Origin of the sequence: Rhizobium sp. ERR 1071 (assembly GCF_007828675.1) — a bacterium.
GTDB classification, from domain to species: domain Bacteria; phylum Pseudomonadota; class Alphaproteobacteria; order Rhizobiales; family Rhizobiaceae; genus Rhizobium; species Rhizobium dioscoreae.
Genome location: NZ_VITM01000008.1, coordinates 150,778 through 169,568, shown reverse-complemented (window position 1 = coordinate 169,568; position 18,791 = coordinate 150,778). Strand labels below are relative to the sequence as shown.

Below are 18,791 nucleotides of genomic sequence, written 5' to 3'. Positions count from 1 at the left end.
AGATTCGCGGATATTCGACGCCGAATCAGTCCTCATCCTCCGGCACGGTCCATGTTTCCTGCAATGCCGCTTCCTCCCATTTTTGCCAGGCAGGCAGCGCCTTCATAACAGCCATATAGTCCCGCGTATCCGCCGCAACCGCAATGTCGTACCGCTCTAAGCGGCTGACAACAGGGGCAAACATGGCATCCGCGCCGGAAAAGCTCCCGAACAGGAAAGGCCCACCTGAAACGGCTCTCGCCTCGCGCCAGATTGTTTCGATGCGCTCCACATCCGTCGTCACCGCATCTGGCAGCTCGCGGCGCGCGATCGGACGGCGCATGTTCATCGGGCAACTGTTACGCAGGGCACTGAAGCCCGAAATCATCTCCATGCTATAGGATCGCGCCAACGCACGCGCCTGGCGATCCCTCGGCAGAAGTCCGGCATCCGGGAAAAGCTCGGCCGCATATTCAATGATGGCGAAGGATTCCCATACCTTGAAACCACCGTGAACCAGCATCGGCACCTTGCCCGTCGGCGACACCTCACGAATGCGCGGATTTCCACCTGGAAAATCGAAAGGTATCAGCACCTCTTCAAAAGGAATGCCGCATCCTTCAAGAGCAAGCCACGGTCGAAACGACCAGGACGAATAGTTCTTGTTGCCGATATAGAGAGTGAGCTTGTCCACGATCATTGTTTCCTATTCAGCGCCGGAATCCGAAGGGAAAGAATTATTTGAAATGATTCAAACCCGCCCTTACGTCACGGCCAAGGATGCCAGATGACGACAAGCCGATCGAACGACAAGTTCTGATATCAGTCATAAAGGCATTTGATATATGCGTCGGCATTTCGTGCGCGGCGCTGGATGAGCGAGGCGAGTTGGCTGAGGCCTCGTCCCGGCTTGCTTGCCACCCGATCGATCGGATTGGGGAGCGAGACGGCAAGAAGCGCCGCCTGACGTGCCGTAAGCTTGGAGGCCGGCACCTTGAAATGATAGCGTGCCGCCGCCTCGATGCCGTAAATGCCCGGTCCCCATTCGGCAACATTCAGATAGATTTCCATCATCCGGCGTTTCGACCACACGGCCGAGGCGGAGACCGCCAAAGGCAATTCCAGCGTCTTGCGCACGAAGGAGCGGCCGTTCCATAAAAACAGGTTCTTCACCGTCTGCATCGGGATCGTGCTGCCGCCGCGGGTGGATTTGCCGCTCAGCGTCTCCTCGACGAGAACCCGCATCTCCCCCCAATCGACGCCGCCGTGAAAACAGAACTGCCCGTCCTCCGAGACCATGACGGATTTCACCAGCACCGGCGCGATTTTCTCCAGCGGGACCCAGCGGCGGTCATATCCCTGAAAGGCGACGGCATCACCTATCATCAGGGTGGAGACGGGATGGATGAACGGCAGCAGGTAGAAGACGATGAAGACATAGGGGAGCAGCAAAAAGCCGATCAGGACGAGGACGATGCGCTGCCAGAACGGACGGTCCCTGAAGCGTGCCAACAGGGAGGAGCGTCGCGGCACCTCGGCTTCCTCCTCCTCACTGTCCGTCGATATGTCCAAATGCCTGACGTCCACGATCGCTCCATCCCGGCACGCCTTGATATATCCGGGAAACGCTCTGATGCTGCATTCGTCATACCGTCTACGCAAAGCGATGACCAGAGTGCGACGCAATTCCCCACCTGGCTGTTGACAATTCTCGTTGCCAGCAACCGCCTCTCATGCCAAACAGCGGCCATGGACAGCACCGATACCTCATTCGAACAACGCCTCAAGGTCAATGCCGGTAGGACCGAAGCACTGCTGACCCGGCTGCTGGCCGACACCAGCCTCCATGACGAGATCACCCGCCCCGACAGGCTGCTGAGCGCGATGCGCCACGGCGTCCTGAACGGCGGCAAGCGGCTGCGTCCCTTCCTGGTCATGGAATCGGCGACCCTTCTCGGCGGCGATGCCGAGGCGGCACTGAGGGTCGGCGCCGCACTCGAATGCGTGCACTGCTATTCGCTGGTCCATGACGATCTACCCGCCATGGACGACGATGATCTGCGTCGTGGCCAGCCGACGGTGCATATCGCCTTCGATTACGCCACGGCGATTCTTGCCGGCGACAGCCTGCTGACCTACGCTTTCGACATCATCGCCGCCCCCGAGACGGAGCTGCCGGCGGATCGGAAAATGGCGCTCGTGCTGGCGCTGTCGCGCGCAGCCGGCATCGGCGGCATGGCCGGCGGCCAGGCGCTTGATCTCGCGGCCGAGAAGGAAGCGCCCGACGAAAAGGGTATCACCACGCTGCAGGCGATGAAGACGGGCGCGCTGATCCGCTTTGCCTGCGAGGCCGGCGCCATCATCGCTGGTGCTTCGGCCGAAGACCGCAAGCGCCTCCGGATCTTCGGTGAAAAGATCGGCCTTGCCTTCCAGCTCGCAGACGATCTCCTCGACCTCACCGCCGATGCCGCCACCATGGGCAAGGCAACCGGCAAGGATGCCGCCCGTGGCAAGGGCACGCTGGTCGCTCTGCACGGGCAGGAATGGGCCGAAACGACGCTCGCAAGGCTGGTGAAGGAAGCGGCTGACCTGCTGTCTGGCTATGGCGACAAGGCAGGCATCCTGACGGAAACCGCCCGCTTCATCGCGAACCGAAAGAGCTGATTCCGAAATACCGTCAATTGTGTTGCATGAGGGTGAGCCAGCCGCTCGGCAGCGGCTACCGGCCCATGGCCACGCTCAGCCATGGCCATTCATTCAGCCATGAAATGTCACCATCACAAGAATCCATAACTGCGCCGGGTGATTTCGGCCGCAATCTATGACACAGTCCCGTTCCGTATTGGCCTTTAGACGCTGAATTCTCCGCGACGGCCGACATCCCCGGGAAATCTTCCATGCACGAAACCCTTGCCTATCTGCCGCAGATCCTGCCGGCCTATATCGCCTACATCATTGCCGTCGTTAGCCCTGGCCCCGCCATCATGGCCATCATCGGCACCTCGATGACCCATGGCCGCAAAGCCGGCATGACGATCTCGCTCGGGATTTTCGGGGGATCAATGACCTGGGCGATTGCCGCAGCGGCAGGCCTTGCGACGCTACTGCAGACCTATGCGATGGCGCTGGAAGTTCTGAAGATCTTCGGTGGCATCTATCTGCTCTATCTCGCTTACAAGGCATTCCGTGCCGTACGCGCCCATGGCGAGCTGCAAACAGCCGAGATGGAACAGAAGGCGCCTAGCTTCAAATCGCTGATCCTGCGTGGCTACGGCATCCACGTGACCAATCCCAAGGCGATCTTCGCATGGCTCGCCATCATCGCGCTCGGCATGCCGCAGGGCGCGCCCGCTTCCGTAGCGGTGCTGATCATCGTCGTCTGCGGCACGACGGGTTTTCTGGCGTTTATGGGCTATGCGATCCTATTTTCGACATCGCATGCGCTCAAAGTATATCGCAATGCCCGCCGCTGGATCGAGGGCGCCATGGCCGGCTTCTATTGCTTTGCCGGCATCAAGCTGCTGACGAGCAATATCTAATCAGCCTCGGCTTTAAGCGGCGGATCACTCCGCCGCGACGTTCTTCCGACCGAATCGCTTTTCGATATAGTCGGTCACCAGTGCCTCGAAGTCCGAGGCGATGTTCGGGCCGCGCAGGGTCATGGCCTTTTGACCATCGATGAACACCGGCGCGGCCGGCGTCTCGCCGGTTCCGGGCAGCGAAATGCCGATGTCGGCATGCTTGCTTTCGCCCGGACCGTTGACGATGCAGCCCATGACAGCGACGTTCAGAGCTTCCACGCCCGGATATTTCTCGCGCCAGACCGGCATGTTCTTGCGGATATCGTTCTGGATGTTCTGCGCCAGTTCCTGGAAGACCGTCGACGTCGTTCGGCCGCAGCCGGGACATGCCGCAACCACGGGGATGAACTGACGGAAGCCCATGACCTGCAGCAGTTCCTGCGCCACCTGCACTTCACGGGTACGGTCGCCATTCGGTTCCGGCGTCAGCGAAACGCGGATCGTGTCGCCGATGCCATGCTGCAGCACATAGCCCATGGCGGCGGACGAGGCGACGATGCCCTTCGAGCCCATGCCGGCCTCGGTGAGCCCGAGATGCAGCGCATGGTCGGAACGCTCCGACAGCATGGAGTAGACGGCGATGAGATCCTGTACCTGACTGACCTTGGCCGAGAGGATGATGCGGTTGCGCGGGAGGCCGATATCTTCCGCGAGACTCGCCGAAATCAGCGCAGACTGTACGATGGTCTCGCGCGTCACTTGCCGGGCCGAGAGCGGCGAACCTTCCGCCGCATTCTTGTCCATCAGCGCGGTCAGAAGATCCTGATCGAGCGAGCCCCAATTGACGCCGATGCGCACCGGCTTGTCGTAGCGGATCGCCATCTCGATGATTTCGGCGAACTGCTTGTCCTTCTTGTCCTTGAAGCCGACATTGCCGGGATTGATGCGATATTTCGCCAGCGCCTCGGCGCAAGCCGGATGATCGGCGAGCAGCTTGTGGCCGATATAGTGGAAATCGCCGATCAGCGGCACGTCCATGCCGAGGCGCAGCAGCCGCTCGCGGATCTTCGGCACGGCGGCAGCGCTTTCATCGCGATCGACGGTGATGCGCACGAGTTCCGAGCCGGCTTTGTAGAGGGCGGCGACCTGGGCGACGGTCGAATCGATATCTGCCGTGTCGGTATTGGTCATGGACTGCACGACGACGGGGGCACCGCCGCCAACGATCACGCCGCCGACATCGACGGCAACGGAGGAACGGCGCGGTTTCGGATCGAAATCGGTGGCGGACGACATGGAAAGCTCTCGCAGGCCTCGAAAATGGGTGTCTTTCAGGTGGATCACAGAGCGGTCGTTGTCAACCGCCACGACAATCTCTTTTGATCGGACTGACCTCAACCGTTACCGGGCAAAAGCGACGAAATTAGTGCTTGGCGTCCCCGATGCCGTCGGCGTAGCGCGCCAGCGATGACAATGCCAGCACCACAAGCAGCAGCACCGGTAGCGCCATCAGGACTGGCGAGAAGCCGACATGCTCGGCGGCAAAGCCTATCGCCGACGGCGCAACCAGCATACCGGAATAGCCGAGCGTCGTGACGACCGAAATGGCGATGCCCGGCTGCAGGCCCGGAATATTGCCGGCAGCCGAAAAGGCGATCGGCACCATGTTGGAAATGCCGATGCCGCAGAGCGCAAAGCCGAGAATGGCGATTTCCGCGTTCGGCGCCAGCGCCGCCGCCAGCATGCCAACGATGGCGAAGACCGTGCAGACCCGCAGCGTCCTGACGGCCCCTAGCCAATCGCGGACGAAATCGCCGGCAAAACGCATGGTCGCCATGGTGGCGGAGAAAGCGGCGTAGCCGAAGCCGGAGAGCGCCACTGAGGCGCCCTTTTCCTGGCTGAGATAGAGCGCGCTCCAATCCAGAACCGCGCCTTCCGGTACCATGCAGAAGAGCGCGACGATGCCGAGCAGCCAGGGCAGCGGGATCATCGGCAGCTTTGCCTTCGGCTTGGCCTCATCATGATGCGGTTGATCGCCAAGCACCATAGGCCAGGCAATGGCGAGGAAAAGCACGGCGATCGCAGTCGAGGCTTCGGCATGGCCGAGAATGCCCCAGCGCGAAATCAGCAGCCCGCCGATCGCCGCGCCCAAAAGGCCGCCCAGGCTCCAGAAGGCATGGCAGGAGGACATGATCGCCCGGCGCATGGATTTTTCGACCGAGACGGCATTGGCATTCATGGCCACATCCATGGCGCCGATGAAACCGCCGAAGAGAAAAAGCGCGATCGCCGCCGTCCAGACATTCGGCGCCAGCGTCAGCGCCAGGATCATCGGCAGCAGCAGCACAGCAAAGGCCTGCACGACGACGCGCGAGCCGCGCACGGCGATCTGCGCGCCGGCGAGCGGCATCATGACGAGGGAGCCGACGCCGAAGATGAGGATCATCAGGCCGAGCTCGAATTTCGTCAGTTGCAGCCGCTCGGCGAATTCGGGAATTTTCGGTGCCCAGCATCCGACCATGAAGCCGTTCATGAGAAACATCAGCGACACCGCAGCACGTGATTTGGTGAAAAACGGGCTCCTACGCTCCTTCAAGCCCTCCATTCTCGTCCCGTTGTCCATGAAAATTCCTCCAAATTTGCGCCGCAGTCTATTTAAATCGATTAAAATCTCAACGATCGAAAAAGTCGAAGCGGTCACATTTCATCTCCGTCTGTTAAAGCGGAGGCAAAGACACCACAACCCGAATAAATCATTCACATGTGCACGCCATCGGCAAAATGTTCTATTGACGCCGAAAAAGTAGGCTCCTATCGGTTGAGACCTGAAAGATTCTTCGGTCGGCCCAAGCCGGGTCATCCTCTGGTGCATCCCCGTGAAAAACTCCATCGGCTATGGCATCCTGCTTACGGTGTTTGCCTACATGCTGTTCACCGCCCACGATTCGGCGGTGAAGCTGCTCGTCGCCTCCATTCCCGTCTGGCAGGTCCTGTTCATCCGAAGCTGCACCATTCTTGCCGGCTGCTTCGTCTTCGAAGGGCCTTCGCTCGCCCATAAGGTGGCGCGCTCGCCGATCATCAAGCCGATGATCGTGCGCAGCATCATCATCCTGATCGCCTGGATTTCCTATTATTCGGCGGCGTCCTATCTGCAGCTCGCCGAGGTAACGACGCTCTACTACGCCGCTCCGATCGTCGGCACGATTCTGGCAACCATCGTGCTGCGCGAAAAGGTCACCTTCGCCCGCTGGATGGCGGTCGGCGTCGGCTTTTGCGGCGTGGTGATCGCCTCCAATCCCGTGGGGCTGTCGATTTCCTGGCCGGTCTATCTGGCGCTGCAGGCCGCCGTCCTCTGGGCATGCGGCATGGTGCTCCTACGCAAGACGGCGCTGCACGAGAAGAGCCATATCCAGATGGCCGTCTCCAACATCATGTTCATCATCCTGACCGCCGGCATGGCGATCATCCACTGGCACACGCCGACGCCGCTCCAGATCGTCCTACTCGCCTTGACCGGCATCATCGCCGGCGCCGGTCAGCTCGCCCTCTTCGAAGGCATGCGCCAGGCACCCGTCTCGGTGCTGGCACCGTTCGAATACACCTCCCTCGTCTGGGCCTTCCTGCTCGGCTACCTCATCTGGGGCGACATCCCCGGCGCCAACACCTTCATCGGCGCTATCCTAATCCTCAGCGCCGGCTTCATCATCATTATCAGCGAACGAATGAAGCGTCGAACGGCCGCGGCTTGATGGTCGCCGACCCGCAGCGAGACGCTGGGTTTTACCCCACCGGAGCGACAGTCGGCTCGATGGGTTTCGGCCGCCGCATCAGAAGAGCCTGCATCGGCCGCTCGAAGAACTTAAGAAGCACCACCGAGATCCCGATCGTGCAAAGCGTGACCAGCGCCAAAATTCCCGTCACAACGGCCAGGGAGAGGTGCTTGCCCAGCAATTTAACCGGAAGCTGAAACGTGTAGGGATGAACGAGATAGAGCGAGTAGGACGCATCTCCCAGCAGAACCAGAATGGCCCAAAGTTTCCCGGACGGCAGCCGCATGAGCAGGAAGCCCGAGACGAAGAGGACCGCAAAGAGACTTGAGGCAAAGAGACTGGGGCCGGCGAGTGTCACGATGAAGAAGTAAGCCCCGCATGCCAGGAGAACGAGCACAAAGGCGGCGACATTCGATCCGCTCCTGATGGCGCTGTAAGCCGAATATGCCTTGTGAAGCATCATGCCGAGAACGAATTCGATCAATATCGGATTTGTATAGAAACGCCATTCGATAGATCCCGCGGGCCAAATCGCATGCAGCGCGATCAGGAAGAAGATGGCTGCGGAGGCGAACCAGCTTGCCTTGGCGCCAAAGATCAGGCAGGCGCCGTAGATCAGGTAGAAAAACACCTCGTAACAAAGCGTCCAGCCCAGGAAAAGGATCGGTTGTACGGCGCCCCCGCTTTTCTGATAGGGGATGAAAAGTAGAGATTTGATGACCGTGTCGACGGTCACCACAGTCGAATTGAGCAGGTTGGGCTTCACGAGCGCGATCAAGACGATCACCAGCGTCAGCAACCAATAAAGCGGAACTATTCTTGCAACGCGCTTGCGTGCGAAATAGACAATTCCGCGTCCCGGATCGGAGGAATAACTGATGATGAAGCCGCTCAGAACGAAGAAAATGTCGACGCCGGCCGCACCCATGTCGAAATAATTGCGATCGACATGGTACTCGAGCACAAGGGTGCGTCCGAAATGAAAGAGAACAACGGAGAAGGCGGCCACAAACCGAAGAAACTGGAGAGAGTCCAATTGTTTCGAGTTTGACCGCGGAATGGAAAGCACCTGCTCGTCAACCATGACGGCCTCGATCCGCTTTGATTGCTTGTTCCAACACATCCGCCATCGCCGCCTGGGTGCTGCGGCTTGGATGCCAGTTGCATCCAAAATCCTTCGGTTTGACGCGTAAATTCAGATATCGAAGGCGGTTTTCGCCTTTCGCGACGCTCGTCTGGACGACGGCCTTGATTGCTTTCTCGGCAGCATCGAAATCCTTCTGCGGCATCATCGGCCCGAGCGCGGCATAGAAATACGCTTTTGGAAACTGATATCTGAGCTTGGAGAGAAGCTTGGCATATTCCCCGCCGAAATCGTCGGGATTCTTGCCGTCCGAAAAATCGTTCGTCCCCAAATTGATGACGACCGTGGAAACGCGCTCGTCAGGAAGACCGGGCGCACCGCTTCTCAACAGCGTCCCATTGTCGATGACGTCAAGCATGGTTTTCGTGCCCTTGCGAGCACGCGAAAGGCCGATTCCCGAAACCGCGAGCGTCGTAAGCTCCATCCCAAGGCTACGCGCGGCGAGAGCGGCATATGTCAGATATTGATTTTCAGTTCCGGGAGTGAATTTGCATCCGGGACCGACACCCTCGACACCGTAGCCTGCAGTGATGGAGTCTCCTATTGCCACCATCTCTTCGGTCGATGCCTCCGCTGGAAGGAACGACCCGTCGGTTTCGGCCGAAACGAATGTGGTATCGCCAATCCATCCTTCGGTGCGGCGGGTCGCGCGAACGCTATGGACGCCTTGCTGCAAGCCATCGGCAAGCTGATATCGGTGTTGCCCCGTCTGCAGATCAAGGCGCTGGGGAACACCGTCCAATTCGATCTCCAGGCTGTTTTGCCCGGTATCAAAGAGGGTAGCCGAGAGCGAAGTGCCTTCGAAACGCAGCGCAAAACCGCTGCCGGGCCAGCCAAAAGCCGCATCGTTGGCCGCAACGCGGCCGACCCATTTCGACGGCCGCTCGGTCATTTCCGCCGCAAAGGTCGGCATGAATGTTGACACGCTCAGAAGAATTGACGCAGCCACGACGTGAAGCTCACGAACCGGCCAAGGCCGCCAGCGCGCAATGATGGACAATTCGTCACCTCTTCGGGCTGTGTCAGATCAATTCCTGCACTGCAATTCCTAATAGAAACGCATTTTGATCGCCGCCCGCGTCTCCCGGCAAACCGACTGGAGACATTGATAGCGCGCATGCCCTGCATGAATCATGCCGCACCAAAGACACAACCAGATGCTGCAATAGGCAACATTGAGAAAGATGGAGCAACATTGGGAAAGGTAGGGCGACATCGAGAATTGTCACTATGCTGCACTGCCACATTGGTCAGCAATTATCGATCGAGATGGAAGCCTCGCCTCGCTCGATGGCTCGATCCGCGTTCTTTGAGAAAAATATTCGCAATTGCCCATTTATCTCGCAGTTTTTTACGCTTTCGCGATGCAATTTTTCTGCGATGTATGCGACATTGAATGAAACCGCTCCAGAAACGGAAGAGAACGATGAACTGGTTGAAGACTGTTGCCGCCGCCGCCCTCGTGCAGGCTGCGTTCCTGCTCCCCGCCCATGCCGGCGAAAACCTCAAGGCGATCCAGTCGGCCGGCGTATTCAAGGTCGGCACGGAAGGCACCTATGCGCCCTTCACCTTTCATGACGAGAGCGGCAAGCTGACCGGCTTCGATGTCGAGATCGCCGAGGCGATTGCCGCCAAGCTCGGCGTCAAGGTGCAGTTCCTGGAAGGCAAGTGGGATGGCCTGATCGCCGGTCTCGATGCCAACCGCTACGACGCCGTCATCAACGAAGTCGGCGTCACCGAAGCGCGCAAGAAGAAGTATGACTTCTCCGAGCCCTATATCGCTTCCAAGGCCGTGCTGATCGTCAAGGACAGCAATACCGATATCAAGGATTTCGCCGATCTCAAGGGTAAGAAAGCCGCACAGTCGCTGACCAGCAACTTCGGCAAGCTCGCAACCGAATCCGGCGCCGAACTCGTCGGTACCGACGGTTTCGACCAGTCGATCCAGCTCGTGCTGACCGGCCGCGCCGACGCCACGATCAACGACAGCCTTTCCTTCCTCGATTTCAAGAAGCACAAGCCCGACGCGCCGGTGAAGATCGTCGCCCAGCAGGCCAATGCCGATTTCTCCGCCGTCATCATCCGCAAGGGCGAGCCGGAGCTGCTTGCTGCGATCAACAAGGCGCTGGCCGATATCAAGGCTGACGGCACCTATGACAAGATCTCCAAAAAATACTTCGGACAGGACGTTTCGAAGTAAGGGGAATAGGCAGAAACGCCAAATTGTGAAAAAGATGCGTCCGGGGTCACCTCCGGACGCATTCTGTTATCGAAAGGCTTCTCCTTGGAGCATTGGCTGCAACTGATGTGGGAGTCACTGGGCACGCTGCTTTGGGCGGGGCTCGTCTTCACCATCCCGCTCACCTTGATAACCTTCGTGCTTGGCCTTCTGCTCGGCTTGCTCACCGCCGTCGTCAGGCTGTTTGCCCCGGCGCCGTTCGTCGCCATCGCCCGCTTCTATGTCTGGGTGATCCGCGGCACGCCGCTTCTGGTGCAGCTCTTCGTCATTTTCTACGGCCTGCCGAGCCTCGGCATCCTGCTCGACGCTTTTCCGGCAGCCATCATCGGCTTTACGCTGAGCGTCGGGGCCTATACGTCCGAGATCATCCGCGCCGTCATTTCCTCTGTGCCAAAGGGCCAGTGGGAAGCCGCCTATTCGATCGGCATGAACTGGCGCCAAGCCATGAGCCGCACCATCCTCCCCCAGGCAGCCCGCGTCGCCGTGCCGCCGCTGTCGAACACCTTCATTTCGCTGGTCAAGGATACATCGCTTGCCGCAGCCATCACCGTGCCGGAGCTATTTCAGGCCGCGCAGCGCATCGTCGCAACGACCTATGAGCCGCTGATCCTCTATATCGAGGCCGCCATCATCTATCTCGTGCTCAGCACCTTTCTTTCGACGCTGCAGGGCTACCTCGAACGCCGCTTCGCCCGCTCTGGCGGCACGCTGGAGGCACAGGCATGATCGAGCTTTCGCATATCGAAAAGCGCTTCGGCGACATTGTCATCCTCAAGGATATCAGCCTGTTGATCCCCGAGGGAACGGTGACGGCGCTTGTGGGACCTTCGGGCGGCGGCAAAAGCACGCTGCTTCGCTGCATCAACCTTTTGGAAATCCCGACCGCCGGAACGATCCGCATCGGCGAGGAGACCGCTACCTTCCAGCCGGGTAAGAAGCCGTCCTGGCAGGATATCCAGAAGATCCGCCGCCAGACGGGCATGGTCTTCCAGAATTTCCAGCTCTTTCCGCATCAGACCGCAATCCAGAACGTCATGGAGGGCCTGACGACCGTGCTGCGCTGGCCTCAGGACAAGGCCCGCGCCCGCGCCGTCGAGCTTCTGACCAAGGTCGGCATGGCACACAAGATCGATGCCTGGCCCTCGACGCTCTCGGGCGGCCAGCAGCAGCGTGTCGCCATCGCCCGGGCGCTCGCCCCCTCGCCGCGCGTGCTGCTCTGCGACGAACCGACCTCGGCGCTCGATCCGGAACTGGCGGCCGAAGTGGTCGACGTGCTGGGCAAGCTCGCCAACGAAGGCACGACCATGGTCATGGCGACGCACGACCTGCGCCTCGCCTCGAAGATCGCCAACAACGTCGTGTTCCTGGAAGCAGGCAACATCGTCGAGACAGGCTCTTCTCGCAACATCTTCTCCAATCCGGCACAGGAGCGGACGAAGCAATTCATCTCGACACTGAATTCCGGGCTCAGCTACGATATTTGAGCCGCATCTGAGCCGCATCTGAGCCGCCGGCTGAGGTTAAAACGGGGTTCGTCGCTATTGGACAAAGCCGCGCATTGACGCTTGGCCGCTTTGCGGCTAGCTCTAATGCCATGAACACGGCACTCGTTCTCGTAGTGGTAGGAAGGCGTATGGGCAGGATGGTGTAACCATCCGGCGAAAGCACCCATGCGCGGTAAGCAGGCTCCTGACGGGGCCATTTTTTATTGCCTGAAATCCGGGCCGCACCCCGTCAGATTCCCCTCGACTTCCCATTCACACGACGGACAAGGCCATGACGCGCACCGAAAGCCGCATCGATCATCCATCCAAGCAACCAACCGACGACACGGCGACCGAAAGAGCCGCCGCACCGCCGCGGCTGATAACCCTCATCCTGCTCTCGGCACTTGCCGTGCTGCCTGTTAACATGATCCTGCCGTCGCTGCCGAAGATCGCAGCGGCACTCCATGCAGATTTCGCTCTCGTGAATCTATCGGTTGCCGGCTTTTCGATTGTCACCGCGGCCCTTGAGGCGGTCGGGGGCGCGATATCCGACCGGTTCGGCCGTCGGCCTGTCGTCTTGACGGCGCTCTCGATCTTCATCATCGCTTCGATTGGCTGCGTTCTCGCGCCGAATATCGACATCTTCCTGCTATGCCGCATGATGCAGGCCTGTATCGGACCGTGTTATTCGGTCGCCCTCGTCATCATCAGGGAAACATCAGACGAGCGCCAGGCTGCCAGCAAGTTCGGCTATCTCGCCATGGGATGGGCATTGGCGCCCATGGTCGGCCCCTTGTTCGGCGGATCTTTGGACGAGCTTTTCGGCTGGCGGGCAAGCTTCATCGTCCTTGCGATCTTCGGCATTGCCGCCCTCTTTCTGTCCCTGCATGAACTGAAGGGATCGAAAGCGCCGGCGTCAGCCGCGCGCAGAAACTATCTTGCCTCCTATGCCCTGCTTTTGCGTTCGGCTCGGTTCTGGGCCTATACGCTCTGCATGGCGTGCTCGATGGGCGTGCTCTACATTTTTCTCGGCGGAGCGCCGCTGACGATAGGCGATGCGCTCGGCGGTTCGAGCGCCAAGCTTGGCTTCTACATGGGCCTCGTTCCGGCCGGCTTCATTCTCGGCAGCTATGTGGCTGGCCGCCATGGCGCAAGAATCCCGCTCGGCACGATCCTCGTCATCGCGCGGTTACTGACCTGCATTGGTCTGTCAATCGGGCTTGCCTTGTCGCTATCGGGCATGGTTGAGGTTCTGGCACTCTTCGGCCCCTGCATCTTCATCGGCATCGGCAACGGCCTCACCATGCCGGCCGCCAATAGCGGCGCCATGTCGGTCAGGTCGGATATGGTCGGCACAGCCGCAGGCCTCGCCGCTGCCATGCGGATTGCTGGCGGCGCGCTCATCGGCTCGATCGGCGGTCTGTTCATTGCACGATCGCCAACGATACATGCGCTCTTCGCCCTGATGCTGGCATCCGCGGTACTCGCGCTAGTGGCTGCAGTCTGGGCTGCCTTGATCGAAAAACGGAGGTAGCTGGCGCCGATCAGATGCGCTTGCTCATATGGACAAGGAAACCATCTTTCAGCGGCTCCTCGCGGTCGATCGCATAACCGTGTCGGAGATAGAGCTGCACATTCTCGACAAAACGCTTGTTGGTGTAAAGCCGCATGTCACTCACGCCGAGCTCGGCCGCAACCTGCTCGGCATGAACTAGCAGTTTCCTGCCGATGCCCTTTCCCTGATGTCGCGGCGAGACGGCGACGCTCTCGATCAACAGGTGATCCTCTCTCGGCACCATCTCGATCAACGCCAAAAGCTCACCATTGGCCTCCAAGAGATCGATACGATGCTTGCGCACGGCCTCGGCATAATCTGCCGTCATCGGCAGTGGTTCTCGGCCGATGAGAGGCACCCACTTACAATAGGCCTCGCGTGTCAGCGCCCGAATTGCATCGACATCGGCATCTGTCGCCGCCCGCAAGGAAAATGCTCTCGTCATGCCTCCGCCTCCTCGACCTGGCTACCATGATCCGACACGAAAGCTATGGAATTCTTCGTCGCGTTCGCACATGGAGAGCCGATCTCGGATACCCGCGACCAAAGCTCCCGTCTGCAATAGGCGGCCAGATTCGGCCGCCTTCATATCTCAGCGAAGCTTGGATTATGCGCCGTAGACGACGAGCAGATCCTTGGCGTCGATCTGGTCGCCGGCGCGCACCAGCACCTCGGAGATCGTGCCATCCTTTTCGGCGTGCAGCGCCGTCTCCATCTTCATGGCCTCGATGGAAACAAGCACGTCGCCGGCCTTGATCGCCTGGCCGGGCGAGACGAAGACCGTGGAGATGACGCCCGGCATCGGCGCGCCGACATGGGCGGCATTGCCGGTCTCCGCCTTGCGGCGCACGGCACTGCCGGAAGCCCCATGGGCGCGATCCGGCACCTTGATGCGGCGCGGCTGGCCATTGAGCTCGAAGAATACCGTCACCATGCCTTTCTCGTCGGTCGCTGTCATCGCCTGGTTGACGATGACGAGCGTCTTGCCCTTTTCGATCTCGGCAAAGAGCTCATCACCTTCCTTGAGACCGTAAAAGTAGGCCGGCGTCGGCAGCACCGAGACCGGACCGTAGGTGTCGGCGGCCAGTGCGTAATCGGTGAAGACCTTCGGATACATCAGGTAGGAGGCGAATTCGAAATCGTCGACCTTGCGCTCCAGCTTGGTCTCGATGACCTTCCGCTCCGCATCGAGATCGGCCTCGGCAAGCAGGGAACCGGGACGGACGGTATAGGGTTTGTCGCCCTTCAGCGCCTTCTTCTGCAGCGCTTGCGGCCATCCGGACGGCGGCTGGCCGAGATCGCCCTTCAGCATGGAGACGACCGAATCCGGGAAGGCGATATCCTTGGCCGGGTTTTCGACATCGGCGACCGTCAGGTCCTGGCTGACCATCATCAGCGCCATGTCGCCGACGACCTTGGAGGACGGCGTCACCTTGACGATATCGCCGAACATCTGGTTCGCATCGGCATAGGCCTGCGCCACCTGGTGCCAGCGGGTCTCAAGCCCGAGCGAGCGGGCCTGTTCTTTGAGGTTGGTGAACTGGCCGCCGGGCATTTCGTGCAGATAGACTTCCGAGGCCGGTCCCTTGAGATCGCTTTCGAAGGCGGCGTACTGATGGCGCACGGCTTCCCAGTAGAAGGAGATGCGGCGGATCCATTCGGGGTCGAGACCCGGATCACGCTCGGAGCCCTTGAGGGCTTCGACGATCGAGCCGAGGCAAGGCTGCGAGGTATTGCCCGACAGCGCATCCATCGCGGCATCCACGGCATCGACGCCGGCATCGACGGCGGCAAGCACGGTCGCGGCGGCAATGCCCGAGGTATCATGCGTATGGAAGTGGATCGGCAGGCCGGTCGCCTCGCGTAGCGCCTTGAACAGTACCTTGGCGGCAGCCGGCTTCAGCAAGCCCGCCATATCCTTCAGCGCGATGATATGAGCGCCGGCCTTTTCCAGCTCGACAGCGAGATCGGTATAATATTTCAGGTCGTACTTCGGCCGCGCCGAATTGAGGATGTCGCCCGTGTAGCAGATCGCCGCTTCGCAGAGCTTGTTCTCCTCGGCAACCGCATCCATCGACACGCGCATGTTCTCGACCCAGTTCAAGCAGTCGAAGACGCGGAAGAGATCGACGCCGCCCTTGGCCGCCTGGCGGACGAAGTATTTCACGACATTGTCGGGATAATTGGTATAGCCGACGCCGTTGGCGCCGCGCAGCAGCATTTGCAGCAGCAGGTTCGGCGCGCCCTCGCGGATCAGCGCCAGACGCTCCCATGGATCTTCCGTCAGGAAGCGCATGGAGACGTCGAAGGTGGCGCCGCCCCAGCATTCCAATGACAGAAGCTGCGGCAGGGCGCGCGCATAGGTGCCGGCGATGCTGGCGATGTCATAGGTGCGCATGCGGGTCGCAAGCAGCGACTGATGGCCGTCGCGCATCGTCGTGTCTGTCATCAGCACGCGCTTCTCGTTGCGCATCCACTCGGCGAATTTCTGCGGGCCGAGCTTGTCGAGGAGCTGCTTGGTGCCGTCGGGGATATTGCTGTCTATATAGGGCAACACTGGCTGCGCCACCTTGGGCGAAGTTACTGGACGGCCGCGCGTTTCCGGATGGCCGTTGACCGTGACATCGGCGAGATAGGTCAGAAGCTTCGTGGCGCGGTCCTGGCGCTTGACCTGCTGGAACAGTTCCGGCGTCGAATCGATGAAGCGCGTCGTGTAGCTGTTGTCACGGAATTTCTCGTGCGTGATGATCGCTTCGAGGAATGTCAGGTTCGTCGCGACACCGCGGATGCGGAATTCGCGCAGCGCACGGTACATGCGGGCGATCGCCTCTTGCGGGTTCGGCGCCCAGGCCGTCACCTTCACCAGCAGCGGGTCATAATAACGGGTGATGATCGCGCCGGTATAGGAGGTGCCGCCGTCGAGACGGATGCCGAAGCCGGACGCAGAACGATAGGCGGTGATGCGGCCATAATCCGGAATGAAATTGTGCTCCGGATCTTCCGTCGTCACGCGGCACTGCAGCGCATGGCCGTTGAGTCGAATGTCTTCCTGCTTCGGAACGCCCGATTCCGGGGTGCCGATGGCAAAGCCGTCGAGAATATGAATCTGCGCCTTGACGATATCGATGCCGGTGACGACTTCGGTCACCGTATGCTCGACCTGAATGCGCGGATTGACTTCGATGAAGTAGAATTTGCCGGTATCGGCATCCATCAGATATTCGACGGTGCCGGCACCGACATAATTCGTCGCCTTGGCGATCTTCAGCGAATAGGCGGCCAGTTCCTGACGCTGCGCATCGGTGAGATAGGGGGCCGGCGCACGCTCGACGACCTTCTGGTTGCGCCGCTGAACCGAACAGTCACGTTCGAACAGATGCACGACATTGCCATGCGTGTCGCCGAGAATCTGGCTTTCGACATGGCGGGCACGCTCGACGAGCTTTTCGAGATAGACCTCGTCCTTGCCGAAGGCGGCCTTCGCCTCGCGCTTGGCTTCCGTCACTTCCTTGGCAAGGTCTGCCTCGGAGCGGATGACGCGCATGCCGCGGCCGCCGCCACCCCAGGAGGCTTTGAGCATGACCGGATAGCCGATCTCGGCCGCCATCTTGGCGACTTCCTTCATATCGTCAGGCAAGGGATCGGTTGCCGGCACGACAGGCACGCCGACCGAGATCGCAAGATTGCGGGCGGCCACCTTGTTGCCGAGCTGGCGCATCGTATCGGCGCGCGGGCCGATGAAGATGATGCCGGCGGCATCGCATGCATCGACGAATTCCGGGCTTTCCGACAGCAGGCCGTAACCTGGATGGATGGCATCGGCGCCGGAAAGCTTGGCAACGCGGATGATCTCGCCGATCGACAGATAGCTCTCGATCGGCCCGAGATCGCGGGCAAGATGTGGACCGCGGCCGACCTGATAGCTCTCGTCGGCCTTGAAGCGATGCAGCGCGAGTTTGTCTTCCTCGGCCCAGATGGCCACCGTTTTTATGCCAAGCTCGTTGGCGGCGCGGAATACGCGGATGGCGATTTCGGAACGGTTGGCAACCAGGATCTTGGATATGGGCAATGCTGTCTCCTCACGGCATCGAAACGGGCAATGCTGCACCCGCGAAGAGAATTCTTAACTTCTTGTCACAGGAAGTTCAATTTCTCCTGCGACATCCGACATCAAAATAGTTGCCGTTACGGAATAAGTCCGTTTCTGAAAGCGATGGCAACAATGTGCTGCCGATTTCTGGCCTTCAGCTTGTCCTGGATACTGTTCATGTACCAGTCGACGGTATGATTGGAGATCGTCAGCAGCCGGCTGATCTCGATCGACGTCATGCCGTCGGCCAGATGGTTGAGCACCTCCATCTCGCGTTTGGTCAGTTTCAGATCGGCTTTCTCCTGTTCCTCGAGCAATTGCGCTTCGTCGCGCAGCTCTAGCAGCCGCCAGAAGGCCTTTCTGGCCACGGCATCGAAGAGCGAAAGCTCGGTCGGGGAAAGATCGACCGCCTCACCGCCGATCGTCATGCTGCCGAGCAGACCGCTTCGTCCGTGAATCGGAAAAATATAGCCGTCGATAAGCCCGTTGGCACGAGCATCCGCCATCATCTGCTCCATCCGGCGCCGGAGCGGGTCCGATTTGTGCGCAGCCACGGCATCCCTCCAGCGGAAGGGGCGCTGTGCCCTGGTGGCATAGCGCGCCACCGGATCGACGAGCATGTATCTCTTGCGGACATAGGTCAGCGGCCATTGATCGGGCCAGCGGCCTGCCAGCATGAAGTTGGCGATATCGACATTCGGCCTCGTCTGCCGCAGCAGACCGTAGAAATCGAATTTGTAGGAACGGAGCACAAGCTCAAGCTCGGCCACGACATCCTTTGTACGCTCGCATTCTTCGATAACCACAAGCAATTCTATTAGCGAATGGATATTCACATTTACCCCTCGGCCTCGCAGCCTGAATTATTGGCGGACGAGCATTGCCACCCTGCTCGCCTGGCCCCATAGCGCGCTTAATCGCCGGCAACATACTCAGGCCGGCGCGAAATTGAACGCCTTTGGCGATTTTTTTACCATTCAACCGTGAATGGCCGCGCTCGGCGTGA

Annotated in this window: 16 protein-coding genes; 7 read left to right on the top strand and 9 right to left on the bottom strand. The window is 60.0% G+C overall.

Translation table 11 applies throughout. The features are described from left to right. Positions 1–25: 25 nt before the first annotated feature. Both FBZ99_RS24490 and mtgA read right to left on the bottom strand, forming a co-directional pair. Positions 26–673 (bottom strand): glutathione S-transferase family protein, encoded by a 648-nt coding sequence (locus FBZ99_RS24490; protein WP_113352896.1) that lies wholly within the window; start codon positions 671–673, stop codon positions 26–28. Between the two features lie 128 nt (positions 674–801). After that, positions 802–1,551, bottom strand: coding sequence for a monofunctional biosynthetic peptidoglycan transglycosylase (mtgA, locus tag FBZ99_RS24485; protein WP_371865532.1), 750 nt, complete (start codon positions 1,549–1,551; stop codon positions 802–804). Between the two features lie 177 nt (positions 1,552–1,728). Here mtgA and FBZ99_RS24480 point away from each other — a divergent pair, with 177 nt between their 5' ends. Together FBZ99_RS24480 and FBZ99_RS24475 are read left to right on the top strand one after the other, a co-directional pair. Beyond that, complete coding sequence (locus FBZ99_RS24480) at positions 1,729–2,643, top strand: polyprenyl synthetase family protein (protein WP_145635465.1); 915 nt, start codon at positions 1,729–1,731, stop codon at positions 2,641–2,643. A gap of 233 nt (positions 2,644–2,876) precedes the next feature. Next, positions 2,877–3,518 carry a LysE family translocator gene (locus tag FBZ99_RS24475; protein WP_113389777.1) on the top strand — a complete coding sequence of 214 codons (642 nt, stop codon included), beginning with the start codon at positions 2,877–2,879 and terminating at the stop codon, positions 3,516–3,518. A gap of 24 nt (positions 3,519–3,542) precedes the next feature. Here FBZ99_RS24475 and ispG read toward each other — a convergent pair whose 3' ends face one another. Together ispG and FBZ99_RS24465 are read right to left on the bottom strand one after the other, a co-directional pair. After that, complete coding sequence (ispG, locus tag FBZ99_RS24470; RefSeq protein ID WP_113331449.1) at positions 3,543–4,796, bottom strand: flavodoxin-dependent (E)-4-hydroxy-3-methylbut-2-enyl-diphosphate synthase; 1,254 nt, start codon at positions 4,794–4,796, stop codon at positions 3,543–3,545. A gap of 127 nt (positions 4,797–4,923) precedes the next feature. Further along, entirely contained in the window at positions 4,924–6,123 is a 1,200-nt protein-coding gene (locus tag FBZ99_RS24465) for an MFS transporter (RefSeq protein WP_113331447.1), read from the bottom strand. A 253-nt stretch (positions 6,124–6,376) separates the two neighbouring features. Here FBZ99_RS24465 and FBZ99_RS24460 point away from each other — a divergent pair, with 253 nt between their 5' ends. Further along, entirely contained in the window at positions 6,377–7,249 is an 873-nt protein-coding gene (locus tag FBZ99_RS24460; protein WP_113501593.1) for a DMT family transporter, read from the top strand. Between the two features lie 31 nt (positions 7,250–7,280). Here FBZ99_RS24460 and FBZ99_RS24455 read toward each other — a convergent pair whose 3' ends face one another. Both FBZ99_RS24455 and FBZ99_RS24450 read right to left on the bottom strand, forming a co-directional pair. Then, on the bottom strand, positions 7,281–8,354 hold the full coding sequence (locus FBZ99_RS24455; RefSeq protein ID WP_162764045.1) for an acyltransferase family protein: 1,074 nt from the start codon (positions 8,352–8,354) through the stop codon (positions 7,281–7,283). Further along, positions 8,347–9,414, bottom strand: a complete 1,068-nt coding sequence (locus FBZ99_RS24450) for an SGNH/GDSL hydrolase family protein (protein ID WP_113395670.1) — start codon at positions 9,412–9,414, stop codon at positions 8,347–8,349. Before FBZ99_RS24450 ends, FBZ99_RS24455 begins: the two co-directional genes overlap by 8 nt. Before the next feature lie 426 nt (positions 9,415–9,840). On the opposite strand from FBZ99_RS24450, the gene FBZ99_RS24445 reads away from it, so the two are divergent. The 4 genes from FBZ99_RS24445 (at position 9,841) to FBZ99_RS24425 (ending at position 13,674) form a co-directional block, all read left to right on the top strand. Next, positions 9,841–10,614: an amino acid ABC transporter substrate-binding protein gene (locus tag FBZ99_RS24445; RefSeq protein ID WP_113389774.1), complete on the top strand. Its 774-nt coding sequence runs from the start codon at positions 9,841–9,843 to the stop codon at positions 10,612–10,614. 84 nt (positions 10,615–10,698) lie between these two features. Next, complete coding sequence (locus FBZ99_RS24440; protein WP_015341657.1) at positions 10,699–11,379, top strand: amino acid ABC transporter permease; 681 nt, start codon at positions 10,699–10,701, stop codon at positions 11,377–11,379. Further along, the gene (locus tag FBZ99_RS24435; protein WP_113389773.1) at positions 11,376–12,137 is read left to right on the top strand and encodes an amino acid ABC transporter ATP-binding protein; all 762 of its coding nucleotides are present in this window, start codon (positions 11,376–11,378) and stop codon (positions 12,135–12,137) included. The genes FBZ99_RS24440 and FBZ99_RS24435 overlap by 4 nt, the downstream gene beginning before the upstream one ends. 292 nt (positions 12,138–12,429) lie before the next feature. Then, complete coding sequence (locus FBZ99_RS24425; protein WP_113501595.1) at positions 12,430–13,674, top strand: multidrug effflux MFS transporter; 1,245 nt, start codon at positions 12,430–12,432, stop codon at positions 13,672–13,674. 10 nt (positions 13,675–13,684) lie between these two features. On the opposite strand, the gene FBZ99_RS24420 is transcribed toward FBZ99_RS24425, so the two are convergent. The 3 genes from FBZ99_RS24420 to FBZ99_RS24410 form a co-directional block, all read right to left on the bottom strand. Continuing rightward, positions 13,685–14,140: a GNAT family N-acetyltransferase gene (locus FBZ99_RS24420; RefSeq protein ID WP_113331432.1), complete on the bottom strand. Its 456-nt coding sequence runs from the start codon at positions 14,138–14,140 to the stop codon at positions 13,685–13,687. 162 nt (positions 14,141–14,302) lie between these two features. Continuing rightward, positions 14,303–17,764 carry a pyruvate carboxylase gene (gene pyc, locus FBZ99_RS24415; RefSeq protein WP_145635462.1) on the bottom strand — a complete coding sequence of 1,154 codons (3,462 nt, stop codon included), beginning with the start codon at positions 17,762–17,764 and terminating at the stop codon, positions 14,303–14,305. 116 nt (positions 17,765–17,880) lie between these two features. Further along, entirely contained in the window at positions 17,881–18,621 is a 741-nt protein-coding gene (locus FBZ99_RS24410) for a helix-turn-helix transcriptional regulator (protein WP_113389770.1), read from the bottom strand. Positions 18,622–18,791 lie beyond the last annotated feature (170 nt).

Bases quoted from the DNA above. Each gene is read 5' to 3' on its own strand.
- FBZ99_RS24420 (WP_113331432.1), bottom strand. From the start codon at position 14,140: ATGACGAGAGCATTTTCCTTGCGGGCGGCGACAGATGCCGATGTCGAT.
- FBZ99_RS24445 (WP_113389774.1), top strand. From the start codon at position 9,841: ATGAACTGGTTGAAGACTGTTGCCGCCGCCGCCCTCGTGCAGGCTGCG.
- FBZ99_RS24455 (WP_162764045.1), bottom strand. From the start codon at position 8,354: ATGGTTGACGAGCAGGTGCTTTCCATTCCGCGGTCAAACTCGAAACAA.
- FBZ99_RS24425 (WP_113501595.1), top strand. From the start codon at position 12,430: ATGACGCGCACCGAAAGCCGCATCGATCATCCATCCAAGCAACCAACC.
- FBZ99_RS24465 (WP_113331447.1), bottom strand. From the start codon at position 6,123: ATGGACAACGGGACGAGAATGGAGGGCTTGAAGGAGCGTAGGAGCCCG.
- FBZ99_RS24435 (WP_113389773.1), top strand. From the start codon at position 11,376: ATGATCGAGCTTTCGCATATCGAAAAGCGCTTCGGCGACATTGTCATC.
- FBZ99_RS24475 (WP_113389777.1), top strand. From the start codon at position 2,877: ATGCACGAAACCCTTGCCTATCTGCCGCAGATCCTGCCGGCCTATATC.
- FBZ99_RS24480 (WP_145635465.1), top strand. From the start codon at position 1,729: ATGGACAGCACCGATACCTCATTCGAACAACGCCTCAAGGTCAATGCC.
- ispG (WP_113331449.1), bottom strand. From the start codon at position 4,796: ATGTCGTCCGCCACCGATTTCGATCCGAAACCGCGCCGTTCCTCCGTT.